13 protein-coding genes are annotated in these 14,730 nt (G+C 57.4%); 11 read left to right on the top strand and 2 right to left on the bottom strand.

Annotated features, from left to right (window positions below):
- Positions 1 to 130 precede the first annotated feature (130 nt).
- Positions 131 to 1,747: a D-alanyl-D-alanine carboxypeptidase/D-alanyl-D-alanine endopeptidase gene (gene dacB / locus ROTMU0001_RS01050; protein ID WP_005507636.1), complete on the bottom strand. Its 1,617-nt coding sequence runs from the start codon at positions 1,745 to 1,747 to the stop codon at positions 131 to 133.
- 330 nt (positions 1,748 to 2,077) lie between these two features.
- Between dacB and ppa the strand changes: the two genes are divergently transcribed.
- The 11 genes from ppa to ROTMU0001_RS01000 all read left to right on the top strand — a co-directional run bounded on the left by ppa (position 2,078) and on the right by ROTMU0001_RS01000 (position 14,329).
- Positions 2,078 to 2,563, top strand: a complete 486-nt coding sequence (ppa, locus tag ROTMU0001_RS01045) for an inorganic diphosphatase (protein WP_005504328.1) — start codon at positions 2,078 to 2,080, stop codon at positions 2,561 to 2,563.
- A 435-nt stretch (positions 2,564 to 2,998) separates the two neighbouring features.
- Positions 2,999 to 3,817, top strand: coding sequence for a hypothetical protein (locus tag ROTMU0001_RS09070; protein ID WP_141752125.1), 819 nt, complete (start codon positions 2,999 to 3,001; stop codon positions 3,815 to 3,817).
- Between the two features lie 203 nt (positions 3,818 to 4,020).
- Complete coding sequence (locus ROTMU0001_RS01040) at positions 4,021 to 5,424, top strand: glycosyl hydrolase family 28-related protein (protein WP_005507633.1); 1,404 nt, start codon at positions 4,021 to 4,023, stop codon at positions 5,422 to 5,424.
- A gap of 94 nt (positions 5,425 to 5,518) precedes the next feature.
- Positions 5,519 to 6,349: an S-layer homology domain-containing protein gene (locus ROTMU0001_RS01035; protein ID WP_005507632.1), complete on the top strand. Its 831-nt coding sequence runs from the start codon at positions 5,519 to 5,521 to the stop codon at positions 6,347 to 6,349.
- Positions 6,350 to 6,588: 239 nt separating this feature from the next.
- Positions 6,589 to 7,419 (top strand): S-layer homology domain-containing protein, encoded by an 831-nt coding sequence (locus ROTMU0001_RS01030; RefSeq protein ID WP_005507631.1) that lies wholly within the window; start codon positions 6,589 to 6,591, stop codon positions 7,417 to 7,419.
- A gap of 259 nt (positions 7,420 to 7,678) precedes the next feature.
- A complete protein-coding gene (locus ROTMU0001_RS01025; protein WP_005504337.1) occupies positions 7,679 to 7,903 on the top strand; it encodes a helix-turn-helix domain-containing protein in 225 nt (74 codons plus the stop codon).
- A gap of 32 nt (positions 7,904 to 7,935) precedes the next feature.
- A complete protein-coding gene (gene tilS, locus ROTMU0001_RS01020; RefSeq protein WP_005507629.1) occupies positions 7,936 to 9,069 on the top strand; it encodes a tRNA lysidine(34) synthetase TilS in 1,134 nt (377 codons plus the stop codon).
- A gap of 195 nt (positions 9,070 to 9,264) precedes the next feature.
- A complete protein-coding gene (gene hpt / locus ROTMU0001_RS01015; RefSeq protein WP_005504342.1) occupies positions 9,265 to 9,816 on the top strand; it encodes a hypoxanthine phosphoribosyltransferase in 552 nt (183 codons plus the stop codon).
- Positions 9,817 to 10,163: 347 nt separating this feature from the next.
- Positions 10,164 to 12,338, top strand: a complete 2,175-nt coding sequence (gene ftsH / locus ROTMU0001_RS01010) for an ATP-dependent zinc metalloprotease FtsH (RefSeq protein WP_005507627.1) — start codon at positions 10,164 to 10,166, stop codon at positions 12,336 to 12,338.
- Positions 12,325 to 12,909 (top strand): GTP cyclohydrolase I FolE, encoded by a 585-nt coding sequence (folE, locus tag ROTMU0001_RS01005; RefSeq protein ID WP_005507626.1) that lies wholly within the window; start codon positions 12,325 to 12,327, stop codon positions 12,907 to 12,909. Before ftsH ends, folE begins: the two co-directional genes overlap by 14 nt.
- Positions 12,910 to 13,363: 454 nt before the next feature.
- Positions 13,364 to 14,329: an Abi family protein gene (locus ROTMU0001_RS01000; protein WP_044141795.1), complete on the top strand. Its 966-nt coding sequence runs from the start codon at positions 13,364 to 13,366 to the stop codon at positions 14,327 to 14,329.
- Positions 14,330 to 14,491: 162 nt separating this feature from the next.
- Here the strand turns inward: ROTMU0001_RS01000 and ROTMU0001_RS00995 are convergent, their stop codons facing one another.
- Complete coding sequence (locus ROTMU0001_RS00995; RefSeq protein ID WP_005507623.1) at positions 14,492 to 14,698, bottom strand: hypothetical protein; 207 nt, start codon at positions 14,696 to 14,698, stop codon at positions 14,492 to 14,494.
- Between the last annotated feature and the right edge of the window lie 32 nt (positions 14,699 to 14,730).

The following is a 14,730-nucleotide window of genomic DNA, read 5'->3' as shown; positions in this document are numbered from 1 at the left end:
GAGAGGTGTGAGTACCCTACGCCACCCCTCGCCCCGAGAGGTTGATTTTCAGGTTTCACGTGAAACACTACAGAAAATCAACCTGCACGGGGTGATTCAGGGGGCTTTCGGGGCTATCCGGGCATACACGCTAGGAGGCTGCACCCGCCGCAGCCGCGGTAGAAACTGCCGCCGAAGCAGCCGCAGAAGCCGGGGCGCTTGCCCCGTCCGAAGCGGGTGCCGAAGCACTCGCTGCTACCGCAGAGGGAGCAACAGAAGCACTCGGCGCGGTCGAACGGTTCGCAATCGCCGCCGCGGCAGCGTCCACGCGTTCCTTCGCGGCGGGCAGCGCATCCGAGCCGCCCAGATCGTTCAGAATAATCGCGAAAATCAGGCGGGTGCCGTCGGGTCGAATCGCCACACCGCACAGCGAAGACACCGTGTACAGGGTGCCGGTCTTCGCCTGCACAAAAGTGCGCGCGTGCACGGCATTCGCCGCACCAAAACGATCAGACAGGGTGCCGCTCACGCCCGCGACCGGGAACGTGCTCATCAGCTGCTCCGCATGCTCATCAGCATTCAGCAGAGCCACAACCTGCACGAGGGTTCGGGCGGTCACGCGGTCCGTCAGCGACATGCCGCACACGTCTGCCTGCGCCAGGTTTTCAATGTTCACGCCGGCATCCACGAGTGCCTGGCGCACGGTCTGCTGTGCCGCTTCGCCGCTGCCTTCCTTACCTGCGGCGATGGCGGCGCAACGGCCAAGCACCTCAGCGAGGGCGTTGTCGGATTCGAGCATCATGTGTTGTGCCTGCTCCAGCAGGGTTGCAGACTCGACCGCGGCGATTTCAACCGCTTCCGCGGGGGCGGTGCGGCGCTCCGCGAGGGTGAAGCTCATGCCGGACTCCTTGCCGGCGGTGTTGAGTGCATCCACGAACGCCTTCTGGGCGGCAACCGCCGCATCGTCCGGGCGTACCGGGTTGCTTGCGGTGGACTTGCCCGGCACCGTGTGCGATTCGAGCGCAATCGGGTGAATGGGCGTGATCTGGCCGGACGCCACGTCGGCGGCATCCCAGCCGGGGTTCACGCCGGGGCCGGTGAAGAAGGTGCCGTCAAGGTAGACGGGTAGCGCCGCGGTCGGCTTCTCGCCCTCGTTCAGCGCCTTCACGGTCAGCTCGGCGAGGGTGGTTAGGCCTGCGCGTCCGACAATCTGCTTCGGGTCAGAGGCGCCCGCGCCGAGCAGGGTGTCGCCGCCTGCCATGAGGTACAGTCCGGCGGAGTCGCGGGTGACGCGTGTGCGCAGGCGCGCCTGCAGGTTCGCGTAGTGGTTGAGTGCGAACAGGGTCAGCACCTTAAAAGTGGAGGCGGGTACGCGTGCGGTGTCGGCGTTGGCGGCGTAGAGGTCGGCGGGTGCGGTGGCCGCCTTGATGCTGGGCAGGTTCCCGTCCATGCCGGTGACGAGCAGGCTGTACTGCGGGTAGGTGTCGTCAGCGAAGAGCGCGGTAAGAGCGGCACGTAGCTGTTCCTGCTCCGCTTCGGGCAGTGCGGGGGCGAGGGTCGGGGTGGCGCTCGGGGTTGCGGAGGCGGTCGCCTCGGCGGTGCCGGTGGGGCTGCCGGTTGCGCTGCCGATGGGGCTTGCGGAACCTTCGGGGCGTTTCTGTTCGGTTGCGGCGGGTCCGCAGGCGGTGAGGAGGAACATGCCGCCGAGGGTGAGGGCGGCGCGGCGGGTGAGGGTGGTGGTCTGGGTGTTGTGCTTGTTGGAAGGCATCTTTTGAGCATAGCGGGCGGATGGGGTGCCTATCGAATTTACGCGCCGGTGCCCTGATGCTCATGCCGTGTTCCTGCTGCCCCTCACGAACCCTATCTGGGCTGCCCGGCATGGCGGCGGGGTGTGCTGGCGCGCGTGTTGGCGGGCGTGGGACTAGGCGGAATGTTAACTGTGGTATGAGCGTGGTAAATTACGCTGGTTTTGGCGCCGAATACACGGTTTCGGTGTGCGTGAACGGGTTACAATGGGTGAGTTCAACACCTAACTTTCGCACCTTGCGCGCCGAAGTCGCCGCGAAAGTGACTCTAACTCACGAGAAAGAAGGTTCCGATGGAACTCGACGTCACTATTGAAATTCCCCGCGGCTCCCGCGTGAAGTACGAAGTGGACCACGAGACCGGCCGCCTGCGCCTGGACCGTGTGCTGTTCACCTCCATGCAGTACCCCACCGCTTACGGCTACTTCGAGAACACCCTCGGTGAGGACGGCGACCCGCTGGACGCAATGCTGATCCTGGACGTTGACGTTGTTCCCGGCGTGCTGGTTGAGTCCCGCCCGGTCGCAGTGTTCAACATGACCGACGAGGCTGGCGGCGACGCTAAGGTTCTGTGCGTTCCCACCGACAAGCGCTACGACCACATCAAGTCCCTGGCTGATGTTCCCGAGCAGCTGAAGGCTGAGATTCAGCACTTCTTCGAGCGTTACAAGGACCTGGAGCCCGGCAAGTGGGTTAAGGGCGAGGGCTGGGAAGACCTGGCTGCTGCTGAGAAGATGGTCCAGGAGGCTATCGACCGTTTCGCAGCTGAGGGTCACTAAGCTGCCGCACCGTTAGGTGCACCCGGTTTTGTAGGGGGGCGTGTTCCCCGCTTTCGGTTCGTGCGAGTTTTCGTGCGTGCTGGAGGCGGTGGGCACGCCCCCTTTTGTTGTGCTCGGAGTTGTTGCCCAGGGCTTTGTTGAGGGGGATTTCAGCAAGTACTTTGCGCGGTGGGGCTTGTAATATTTCTGAAAGTTCAGATTTTTAAAGATATTTCTAAAGTTCTAGTTACATAAATATTCAAGTTTAAAGTGAGATTTTAATAAACTTCAAGTTTATATTGATATATATTTTTTCACGAGAATGAAATATTTGCTTGTGAATACTCGAAACGGTGAATTTTCAGAGTAGGGTTGAAGGAGTGTGGTGTATAGAGCGTCGACGAAGCGTAAACGCCACACACTATTGTCATCACTCAACTTAATTTAAGGACTATCATGTCTGAACTGTCACGCCGGCATGTGTGCCGGCTTTCGTCATTTGCCCTGGTAAGTTTCTTCGCAGCACCTCAGAGCACGGCATGGGGTATTCAGGGCTCTGTTGGGTCTCCCCAGCAAATAGATGGATGCACTGTTGCCCCGCTTCGTGAAGCATGGGTGCCGACTAATGGTGCAGATAATGTCATTCTGTGGTTTCAGCTTCTTCCCTTTTCGGGCCCTTTTGTAGGGGTGCATGCGCTTCCGTCGGTAGAACTGATGGGGAATCAAGAAGAGTCAGCCTTATATGAGGTAATTCGTCCCCATATTCACCGTGATACAGGGCAGTGGCTGTCTAAAATTCCTTCGGGTCAGCAGATTGTGGTTGAGCTTGAACAGCTGAGTGGATCGCAAGAATACATGGTGCAGATGAGCCGTTGGCAGCCGGGTTCTATGGGATTGACAAGCCATTCTCCTGAGGGGTACCCGGCTGCACCATCACTGACAGTGCGTGAAGACTCGGGTCTGAAGGTGGTTCGTGCGCGTGGTGCCTCAACGGAGAGCACTGAGTATTTTTGTGGTGTCTACCAAGGGGAGATGAAGGGAAACGCATCCCTTGGAGAAGATGACGGTGCGTTTATTCAAGCTCAGCGCTGGGAATGGGGTCTTGAGGTAGATAAAGATATTTCTCAGCCGGAAGAGTTGTTTCAACGAGGGTGCTTTGGCGTGTATTTCCCGGGTCGTAGCGAATACGGCGGATCTACTGTGTCGGCTTCCTATCGGATTAGTGTTAGGACGCCGGGAGGCGTGTTGACATGTACCACAATAGCTGCCCCATAAAACAATTATGGGGGTAATCGCAGGGTTGTGGATTCGGGAAATCTTGCTCTGCAAAAAGAGATGATTGATAGGGGGTTGGTACAGATTTAATAGAATTAAACATCAAATCATCTTTATGTATAGATATTCAGGGAAAATTGGTGGGTTGGCATTCAAACTATTTGAATGCGTTTGAACTACATGGCTTAAGAAAGGAATACAATATGGTTGATTATAGTAAATCAAAGCATGTGAATGTTTTGGATTTTGGTGCAGACCCAACCGGTACGAAGGATTCCGCACCAGCAATTCAAAATGCCATTAACTCGGTGGCCGCTGTTCCCGGTGGTGGTTCTGTCGAGATTCCTTCGGGAATCTATCTTGTGAGTAATGATTTTATTAATCTCAGGGATAGGGTAGAGGTGTATGGTCATGGATTCTCAACACAAATTATTGGGTTTAATAAAAACCCGAAGATTTTAAGAGATGTTGATGGTGACGATATGGAGTGTCAGGGGGTATTTCATATGGGGTCATACAATACCTTTGTGGGTGATATGGGAACAAATATACCAATGCGTTTTGGGGTACGGGATATGTTTATTCGTGCCGCCAATCTTAATCTTTTGAATCCTAATATTCGTAAAGGATTTTTTGAGTATCAAATTGCTCAGGGTAAGCACGTTGCTGATAATTATATACCGGATAATATTGCGGGCATTATTGTTCATACAAGATATGATATTTTTAATGAACCTGAAGCTGCCCCTATTATTTCAAATATTGAAATCTGGGATACGGCAATCGGAATTGCCATCCTGGGTGAACATGATCGTGCTATGAAGGTTGATAAGGTCCGCATTCGTAAAACTCGCAGACAAGGGCTCTTGGTGGGAAAGCCGGTGGGTCATGTTCAGCGTAGAACAGAGAGTTTGAACTCTGGAGCTGCGGATAATAAGTTTGTGATGGTTGAGGTCTCTGATGCCAATCTTGGTGGCGGATATCATGGGGCAATTGAGGTGTACGGAGCTCAATGTAAATTTGTGGCATGTACCGCCTGGTTTGCTATTCGCAATAAGCCAAATTCCGACCTTTATCACGATAGAGATCAGTACCGCAGAAAGTCTGGTGCCGGGTGGGCGATTTTTGGCGAACGGAATATGTTCATCGGATGTACCGCTCAGGAGAATGGCGGGCACGGGTGGGTCGTAGGTTTCAAGGATAATCAGTTTATGAATTGTCTAGGTGAGTCCTCGAGTCTCGAGAATTCACTTATTCTTAAGGGAACTGCACGCACTGATGAAGCAGCTAATTGGTATATTGGACGAAATGCTTCTGGAGCACGCCTAGTATCGCCGCGTTCGGCTAATCCGAAAGTTGGCCAGCGTTCCTCGCGTTACGGGTTTTATCTGGAGAATAAGCTGGATGATATTAGTATTGTGGCCGGTTCATCGCGTAATGCCCGTGATGGTAATAAATTGACTTCGAATGACGGTCGGCACCTTTTCTTTAGGAGAGATCGCAGTGTCCCCTGGGGCAATTTCTATATTGATATTAATTTTGTGGTCTATAGGACCTCGCAAGATAATGAGATTAATCGGAATAGTCAAAATGACGTAAAAGTTTAATCATTCTGAAATAATTGCGCGGAGAGTGAATCCTGAGTACCTTCAAAGGGATTCACTCTTCTTCTACCCTCACACCTTTCACCGAGGATAGAAAATGAAGAAAAACCTTTCGACCCGCGGCGCGGCGGCACTGTTGGCACTGGCTATGGGGTATATGGGCCAGGGTGTAGCCCAGGCGGCATACATTCAGCCGAAATCTGCACAGCCTGTAGAAGAGCTGGAATTTGATGTTAATTGTTTTGACATGCACTTCTATTACGGCAAGAACACTATGGGCAGTTTGGATTGGGCGGAGTGTACCGGCCTGATTACGAAGAAGCAGGTTGTTGGGCTGGCTACAACCCGTGAAGATAAGTTGCCGAACGGGGTCATGACCATTTCGCGTGGCCGCTTGCTGGAGTACCTGTACCATCTGGCGGGTTCACCCGAGGTGAAGAACCTGCCGGAGAAGTCTCCGTACACCGACCTGACTCCGGGCGATGCGCGCTATAAGGTTGCTATCTGGGCGACCCGGGTGGGCTTGACTACTGGTTGGTCTGATGGTTCCTTCCACTACGATACTCCGGCGAGCCGTGGTGCCTACTTTACTTTCCTTTATCGTGCTGCGGGTAGCCCCAAGGTAACTCTGGAATCCCTGGATGCGGCGAATGCTGTGCGTACGGAAAAGGGTGCTGCTCCCATTAAGGAAGGGAGCGAGTTGCATCGAGCAATGAGTTGGGTTTATCAGCATGCTTTAAGGAGGCCCGATGATAACCTTGATAGTGTCTGGTTGAGTGTTAGCTACACCGAGTACAACACCTGGGAAATCAATAAAATACCGGATTTCTATTACGCTTCGTACCCTACTATTTTCACCCCTCTCGCGATTCTTGATTACCATGAAGAGCTGACGCCGATTGTGGCTCGTCTGCAGTCGCTGTCCTAGCGGCAGGTGAGCGGGAGGGCTTGCTGGGGGCGTGTTCCCTGCATCTGGTTCGTGCGATTTTTCGTGCGTGCTGGAGGCGGTGGGCACGCCCCCTTTTACTGCATCTTTCGCCTTTGTTGTGTTTTTCGCCGCATCCGCCTGCACGCCGGGTGTAGTTGATTGTGCAGGGTGCAGATTCCGAGTATGTTCAAAGAAATTCACTCTTCTTCCGTTCTCACACCTTTCACCGAGGATAGAAAATGAAGAAACCCCTTTCAACCCGCGGCGCGGCGGCACTGTTGGCACTGACTATGGGCTTCATGGGTCAGAGCGTGGCCCAGGCTACGCATATTGATCCGAAACCTGCACAGCCTACTGAAGACCCCAAGGCTAATGTCGACTGTTTCGAAATGTACGGCGAATACGGCAGGAACGCTATGAACAGTTGGCAGTGGGCGGAGTGCACCGGCCTGATTACGAAGGATCAGATTGCTGAGCTGTATAACATCGATGAGTGGTCCCTGCCGAATGAGGTCATGACCATTTCGCGTGGCCGCTTGCTGGAGTACCTGTACCAGCTGGCTGGCTCACCCGAGGTGAAGAACCTGCCGGCAAAGTCTCCGTACACCGACCTGACCCCGGACGATGCGCGCTATAAGGTTGCTATTTGGGCGACCCGCGTGGGTTTGACCACCGGTTGGTCTGATGGTTCCTTCCACTACGATACTCCGGCGAGCCGTGGCGCCTACTTTACCTTCCTTTATCGTGCCGCGGGTAGCCCCAAGGTAACTCTGGAGCCCCTGGGTAAGGCGAATGCTGCACGATATAAGAAGCGTTTTGCCCCCATTAAGCGGGGTAGTGAGTTGCACCGAGCAATGAGCTGGGCGTACCAGCATGCAATGGCGAAGCGGGAGGATTATGACCTGCCTATGAACTTCAACTACCCCAGCGCCGATTACGTGACATGGGACGCCTACAGGGTGCCGGATTTCTACTTCGCTTCGCACCGCACTATTTTTATTCCTCTTATGATTCTGGACAGTCATGAGGAGCTGGCACCGATTGTGGCTCGTCTGCAGTCGCTGTCATAGCGGTAGGTGAGCGGGAGGGCTTGCTGGGGGCGTGTTCTCCGCGTCTGGTTCGTGCGATTTTTTGTGCGTGCTGGAGGCGGTGGGCACGCCCCCTTTTGATGTGCTCCTTGATTGTGTTCGGAGGTTCCGGGAATGGTGTGTGCGACCGAACTATTCTTCGGAAAACAGCCCCAGGGCACCCCTGGGAGTGCTAATATGGGCATATTACGAAGAATAGTTCGTATAACCTGAGGTTCTGCAGCGGTGAGGAGGAAACCCCATGGCATTCGACGCAACGGGGTTCGCGCAAGAATTTGGTGCGCAGGTTCGTGCCGTCCGCAAGTACGAAAAAATCACCCAAATGGAGTTGGCGTGGATGGTCGGGCTCAGCGATAAAACAATCCGCGATATTGAGCGTGGGCTACCCGGCCCATCAATTGGTGCGGTCCTCAAGGTCGCCCAAGAGCTCGGCATCGAGCTGGCCATCACCAACCCCCTCACCTAACCCCTCCCGCACGCCTATATAAAGGAACCACCATGCAGAATGGACGCGCAGGACGCCTGCACCCCGCCGTTGGCACTGCCCGCCGCCACCTCGCCGCCGCCCTCGAAAAGCTCCTCGGCGCCGGAAGCATCAAAGCCACCGGACGCTCCCGCACCGCCTCCACCGCGGACGCCGCCGACCTGCCCCTGCTCCTGGTCGCCTGCAGCGGCGGCCCCGACTCCCTCGCGCTGGCAGCCATTGCCGCACACTTCGCTCGCCGCGGCGACGTACGCGTAGGTGCCATCATCGTCGACCACGACCTACAAGAAGACTCCGCCGCGGTTGCCGCGCAGACCGCGCAGACCCTCACCGAACTGGGGCTTCACCCCGTCATCATCGAAAAAGTGCAGGTTCCCGTCGGCAACATGGGCCCCGAAATGGCGGCACGCACCGCCCGCTACGCCGCTTTCACGAAAGCCGTTGAAGCCACCGGCGCCCGCGCCGTACTACTCGGCCACACCCTCGACGACCAGGCAGAAACCGTGCTACTCGGCCTAAGCCGCGGCTCCGGCACCCGCTCCCTGGCGGGCATGCCGCCCGTACGCGTCGAAGGGGGTGTCACCTACCTGCGTCCCTTCCTTGGCCTGCGCCGCACCGACATGCTCGACATCTGCGATGCCGAAACCCTCACCCCCTGGATCGACCCGACCAACACCGACGAAACCCTCATGCGTGCCCGCATCCGCCACAGCGTGCTGCCCTACCTGGAGGAGCACCTCGGCGGGGACGTCGCCCGCTCCCTGGCGCGCACCGCCGCGGTGGCTGGCCCCGACGCCGAATACCTCGACGAGCAAGCACATGCCGCCTACGAGCAGGCGCTCCTACCCGCCGGAACCGCCGTACGCGGCATCGAACGTGAGGACGCCGTGCTACTGGACCGGGCGCAGGTGGCGGCGCTACACCCGGCGCTTCGATTGCGTGTGCTTGCGACCGCCTGCAAGGCCGCCGGGGGAGAGAACCCCGGCTTCGAGCGACTGCAGGCGCTGGACTCTTTCACCGCCGAATACGCGGTAGCTGGGCCCGTTCAGATGCCCGGTCACGTGAGCGCGTACCGTCGCCGCAAAATTGTGCATCCGGCAACCGGTGAACGCCTGGACGTGCTCGTATTAGTGCCAACCCGACCCTAACTAGGTGCCCAGCTAGGTGCCTGTGGAGCCCCCTCAGCACACACTATCTGCGTGGTGAGGTGCGCCGCGGCGCCGTTTTAAGCCATACTTAAGGCGAACACCATCCACATTATCCGCCGTGGGAAGGCATGAAACCCCGCACCCGGGGCCCCGGCGGAGGCGCAGAGCGTCTAAAAGAATACGAAGGAATACATCGTGCAGGCTATCGACGTGCAGGACGATATTAAGAACGTTCTCTTCAGCAAGGAAGAGATTAACGCGAAGGTCGCCGAACTGGCGGCGCGCATCGACGAAGACTACGCCGGTAAGGACGTGCTGTTGGTGGGTGTTCTCAAGGGCGCCATCATGATCATGGCTGACCTTTCCCGCGCTCTCAAGGGCCACTACACCATGGACTGGATGGCTGTTTCCTCGTACGGTTCCGGCACCAAGTCCTCCGGCGTTGTGCGTATCCTCAAGGACCTGGACACCGACCTGGTGGGCCGCAACGTCCTGATCGTTGAAGACATCATTGACTCCGGCCTGACCCTGGCATGGCTGCAGCAGAACCTGATTTCTCGCGGCGCAGCTTCCGTTGAGATTTGCACCCTGCTGCGCAAGCCCAAGGTCGTCAAGGCTGACGTTGAGGTCAAGTACGTCGGCTGGGACATCGAGCCCGAGTTCGTCGTTGGTTACGGCCTGGACTTCGCTGAGAAGTACCGCAACCTGGACTGCGTCGCAACCCTGCACCCGCACGTTTACTCCTAAGCCTTCACCTCAGCAACCATGCTGTAGGTGGTTACGCCCCGCCTCCTCACGCTTGTGGGGGAGCGGGGCGTTGCTGTACCCGCCGGTGGATGTACGTGGAGGCGGAGGCGGGAGGCGCATCCGCCAAGACGGGCTGCCGCCGGTGTACCAGCCGCCGCAGATACCCGCCGCAGAAGATGCACTTTCACCCCCGCCGAGTGCTACAACCCTTTAGCCCGCAGGTGAAATAGAGAAGCCAGGTACCTAGCCGCTCGCCGGGGTAGGGTACATTTAAGGTTGCACCGTTGGGTGTTCCGGCAGGCATGCCGCACCCCAACGGGTCACAGCCGCAACGTAAGGACAAAGCATTGGCGCAAAACCCCAATACTCCGCAGAAAGGCTCGGAGGGCTTCCTGAAGAAGCTGATTAACGGCCCCTGGTTCTGGCCGGGTGCAGCTCTCGTAATCATGCTGGCTTTCCTCATGGCCTCCTTCTTCACCCAGCCCTCGCGTCAGGTGGACACCAACGTGGGTCTTCAGATGCTCAACGACCACCAGGTCAAGAGCGCAAAGATCTACGACGGCGACCAGCGCGTCGAGCTGCAGCTTAAGGACGACTACAAGAAGGGCAACGACAACTACGGTAAGTCGGTGCGCTTCTACTACGTGCAGCCCCGCGGCGACGAAGTTGCTAAGGCAATGGAATCCGCCGAGCTGGAAAGCTACACGGACCAGCCGGTTGAGCACAGCTTCCTGGGCTCCCTGGTGTCCCTGCTCCTGCCGATTCTGCTCTTTGGTGTGCTCTTCTGGTTCCTGATGGGACGCGTCGGAGGCGGCTCCTCCGTCATGAGCTTCTCCAAGTCCCGCGCGAAGAAGTTCACCAAGGACAAGCCGGAAGTCCGCTTCAGCGACGTCGCTGGCGTGGACGAGGCGCTCGCCGAACTGGAAGAGGTCCGCGAGTTCCTGGCTGAACCCGAAAAGTTCACCCGCCTGGGTGCAAAGATCCCCAAGGGCGTGCTGCTGTACGGCCCTCCCGGCACCGGTAAGACCCTGCTCGCCAAGGCTGTGGCGGGCGAGGCTGGCGTGCCGTTCTACTCGATTTCTGGCTCTGACTTCGTTGAAATGTTCGTGGGTGTGGGTGCGTCCCGCGTGCGCGACCTGTTCAAGGAAGCGAAGAGCGACCCCGCCGCCATCGTCTTCGTCGACGAGATTGACGCTGTTGGCCGCCGCCGCGGCGTCGGCATGGGCGGCGGTAATGACGAGCGTGAGCAGACCCTGAACCAGCTGCTGGTTGAGATGGACGGCTTCGACGGCAACTCGAACGTCATCGTCATTGCGGCAACGAACCGACCCGACGTTCTGGACCCGGCGCTGCTGCGTCCCGGCCGTTTTGACCGTCAGATTGGTGTGGATGCCCCCGATATGCAGGGCCGCGAACACATCCTGCGCGTGCACGCCGCAGGCAAGCCGATCGCTAACACTGTTGACCTGGCTCAGGTTGCTAAGCGCACCCCCGGCTTTACCGGTGCTGACCTGGCGAACGTCATGAACGAGGCGGCTCTGCTGACCGCCCGCGATAACGGCAACGTGATTGACGACCGCGCTATCGACGAGGCGATTGACCGCGTCATGGCTGGTCCGCAGCGTTCCTCGCGCATCATGAACGAGCACGAGCGTAAGGTCACCGCATACCACGAGGGTGGTCACGCCCTGGTCGCGGCGGCACTGCGTAACTCCGCACCGGTCACCAAGATTACGATTCTTCCGCGTGGTCGTGCCCTGGGTTACACCATGGTCATGCCGCAGGACGACAAGTACTCCACGACCCGTCACGAACTGCTCGACCAGATGGCGTACGCGATGGGTGGCCGTGCGGCTGAGGAGATCGTCTTCCACGACCCGTCCACCGGTGCATCTAACGACATTCAGAAGGCAACCGACACCGCCCGCAAGATGGTCACCGACTACGGCATGAGCGCCGTGATTGGTTCCGTGAAGCTCGGCGGCGAAGACACCGAACCGTTCCTCGGTGGCGGCGGCGCCTCGGCACGCAACTACTCCGACGAGACCGCGGCAAAGGTCGACGCTGAGATTCGCGCCCTGCTGGAGCAGGCACACGATGAGGCATTCCAGATTCTGCTGGAAAACCGCGATATTCTGGACCGCCTGGCGTTCGCCCTGCTCGAGAAGGAAACCCTGCTCGAGAACGAGATTGCCGAAATCTTCAAGGATGTTCGCAAGCGCCCCGAGCGTGAGCACTGGTACTCCAAGCCGACCCGCGAGCGTACCGACATCCCGCCGGTGAAGGCACCGAGCGAGCTGGCTCAGGAGGCGCAGAAGGCTGAGGAAGCACCTGCCGAGGCGCCGACTGTTCCGGTAGCACCTACGCAGCCGTTGCCGCCTCAGGCGCCCCTCACCAACCCGGACGCCGACCCGACCGTCGCAATGCCCACCCAGCAGTACCCGAACTACCCCGCCCCTCCGGCGCAGCGCCCGGAGAGCGGCACCCCGAACCAGAATGGAGCAGAGAATGAGCGAGGCTAAGAACGCCGTCGACCAGCCGCGTATTGAGGCTGCCGTCCGTGAGATTCTGCTCGCGATTGGTGAGGACCCGGACCGTGACGGCCTGCAACAGACCCCGGCACGTGTGGCGCGTGCCTACGCGGAGTTCTTCTCGGGCCTGCACCAGGACGCCGGCGAGATTCTGGGTACGACCTTCGACATCGCCCACTCTGAGATGGTGCTGGTGAAGGACATCCCGTTCTACTCGACCTGTGAGCACCACCTGGTGCCGTTCCACGGCGTGGCGCATGTGGGTTACATTCCGGGCCCGGACGGTAAGGTGACCGGCCTGAGCAAGCTCGCCCGCGTGGTGGATTTGTACGCTCGCCGCCCGCAGGTGCAGGAGCGTCTGACTACGCAGGTGGTGGAGGCTCTGGAGGAGCATCTGAACCCGCGCGGCGCGATTGTGGTGATTGAGGCTGAGCACATGTGCATGTCGATGCGCGGTGTGCGTAAGCCGGGCGCGAAGACCGTGACCAGCGCGGTGCGCGGTGCGCTGATGAACGGCGCAACCCGTGCGGAGGCGATGAGCCTGATCTTCTCGCAGCGCTAAGCGCATGCAATGAGCATATAGCTATACGCCAGGGGGCAGGATTCTAAGGAATCCTGCCCCCTTGCGCTATACCCCTGCGCTGTGCGGTCGCATGTGTTGGGCCGCATGACGAGTGCCCTTGCGTAGAGGGCGTCATCAGCTGTAGAGTAGTACCACTAGTACCGGCACCACTCCTTCGGGAGTACAGGACCGGTCTTCTTTTTGTTAACGCTACGTACAGTGCTCTTCACGTACCGTTGTTGATGAATATATGACTGTTCCTCTCCTCATCAGGAGCGAAAATAACCGTGGCCGGTTCCGCCCATCAGGGGTCTGGAGCCGGTCATCGTTTTTAAACGATGACCTTAACAAGACAGAGATGACTTACATGCCGTGTAGTTATACCCTTAATATCCTTATATTGATATTATTAAAGAGTTCCGATGATGAAATGATATCAAGCGATGGATAGTGCATGTCTTCAATCGTAAAGCCATTTAAAACATATGAACAGCAGGTTGGAATCTTGCGGCAGCGAGGTATGCTCGTAGGTTCTCAGGAACATGCCGTTCACGTCCTTGAGCGTGTTAGTTACTACCGTCTGAGTGGTTACTACTATTCGTTCCGGCGACCGGCAGGAAGTGGGCGGCGCTCGGATACTTTCATGCCCGGAACTGTCTTTGAAGATATCGTGGCCCTGTATGAATATGACCGTAATCTTCGGTCCATTGCGTTTTCGTATTTCTCGCAGTTTGAGGTGTATTTGCGGTCCCGCCTAGGGAATTTACTGGGGGAAGTGGATCCACTCATATACGAGGATGAAACCCGGTGCGACCTTCAAGGCAGTAAAAGGCGCACTGCGTGGAGCAGATTTACGAGAAAAAGCGAACAGCTTATTCGTACATCTGAAGAAGAATTCGTGAAGCATCACCGTGAACAATACGGCGGGAAGTTGCCCGTGTGGGTCGTGGTGGAAGTTCTAGATTTGGGGGCTCTACAGAATCTGTATTTGGTCTCTCCGCCAAATATTCGACGAGATATCGCGAAAGCCTTGGGGTGTACTGACCCTCAGTTGGAAACTTGGATTAATTCGCTGCGGGTAATGCGCAATATTTGTGCGCATCAAAGTAGGTTCTACAATAAGCTGCACCCAGAACCTCGTTTGCCACGTGTGTTGAGAGGTGGAAGAGTTGAGAGTCCTGAAATCCGTGAGGTTGTTGATCTATTTGGTGTGCCGCAGGCTGAAGAGAACCATAAGATGTGCAAGACTTTCGGAATGCTCACTCTCCTCAAATATCTGATGAATCAGGGTGGAATTGGGGATACGGAATCTCTGACGCAGATTCTGAAGGAACGTCCTGATATTTCCGTTCCTGGGGTTGATGTATCGCGGGCTATGGGCATACCCCAAGGTTGGGAAGAAACCCGTTTGTGGAGCTAAAATCTTCACAGCTTATAGACACGCTGAAAGGGGCGGAGGTGAAAACCTCCGCCCCTTTTCGCATCGCCAAAGTGCTCTGAGAATGTGTTCTGAGCCGGATGCCTTCCGCGGCCGCGGCGGCGCCGATCATGCCGCACCGCAGAAGCTAGAAGAGCCCCGCTGCTAACGCTGCAAGCTACCCTTCGACTCGCTCGGATTATCCCAACCCAGGGCAAGAGTCACGATCAAGCCCACGGCAATGAAACCGCAACCGGTCGCGGTGCCGAAAGCAATCCAACGCACGGCAGGAACACCTTCAGCGAGCACAATAGTCACCAGCGCGGCAAGAGCTACCAGGGAGAGGATCCAAGCTCCAGTCTTCATATTCACAATGAGTCACTTCCTAGAGTATGTATGTGTGG

Source organism: Rothia mucilaginosa ATCC 25296 (assembly GCF_000175615.1).
Lineage (GTDB): Bacteria > Actinomycetota > Actinomycetes > Actinomycetales > Micrococcaceae > Rothia > Rothia mucilaginosa.
This window is presented reverse-complemented; position numbering and strand designations above follow the sequence as displayed.

What these genes read in the sequence shown, in the direction of transcription:
- tilS (WP_005507629.1), top strand. Translation starts at nt 7,936, where the DNA reads ATGCAGAATGGACGCGCAGGACGCCTGCACCCCGCCGTTGGCACTGCC.
- ROTMU0001_RS01000 (WP_044141795.1), top strand. Translation starts at nt 13,364, where the DNA reads ATGTCTTCAATCGTAAAGCCATTTAAAACATATGAACAGCAGGTTGGA.
- ppa (WP_005504328.1), top strand. Translation starts at nt 2,078, where the DNA reads ATGGAACTCGACGTCACTATTGAAATTCCCCGCGGCTCCCGCGTGAAG.
- ROTMU0001_RS01040 (WP_005507633.1), top strand. Translation starts at nt 4,021, where the DNA reads ATGGTTGATTATAGTAAATCAAAGCATGTGAATGTTTTGGATTTTGGT.
- folE (WP_005507626.1), top strand. Translation starts at nt 12,325, where the DNA reads ATGAGCGAGGCTAAGAACGCCGTCGACCAGCCGCGTATTGAGGCTGCC.
- ROTMU0001_RS09070 (WP_141752125.1), top strand. Translation starts at nt 2,999, where the DNA reads ATGTCTGAACTGTCACGCCGGCATGTGTGCCGGCTTTCGTCATTTGCC.
- dacB (WP_005507636.1), bottom strand. Translation starts at nt 1,747, where the DNA reads ATGCCTTCCAACAAGCACAACACCCAGACCACCACCCTCACCCGCCGC.
- ROTMU0001_RS01025 (WP_005504337.1), top strand. Translation starts at nt 7,679, where the DNA reads ATGGCATTCGACGCAACGGGGTTCGCGCAAGAATTTGGTGCGCAGGTT.
- ROTMU0001_RS01030 (WP_005507631.1), top strand. Translation starts at nt 6,589, where the DNA reads ATGAAGAAACCCCTTTCAACCCGCGGCGCGGCGGCACTGTTGGCACTG.
- ROTMU0001_RS01035 (WP_005507632.1), top strand. Translation starts at nt 5,519, where the DNA reads ATGAAGAAAAACCTTTCGACCCGCGGCGCGGCGGCACTGTTGGCACTG.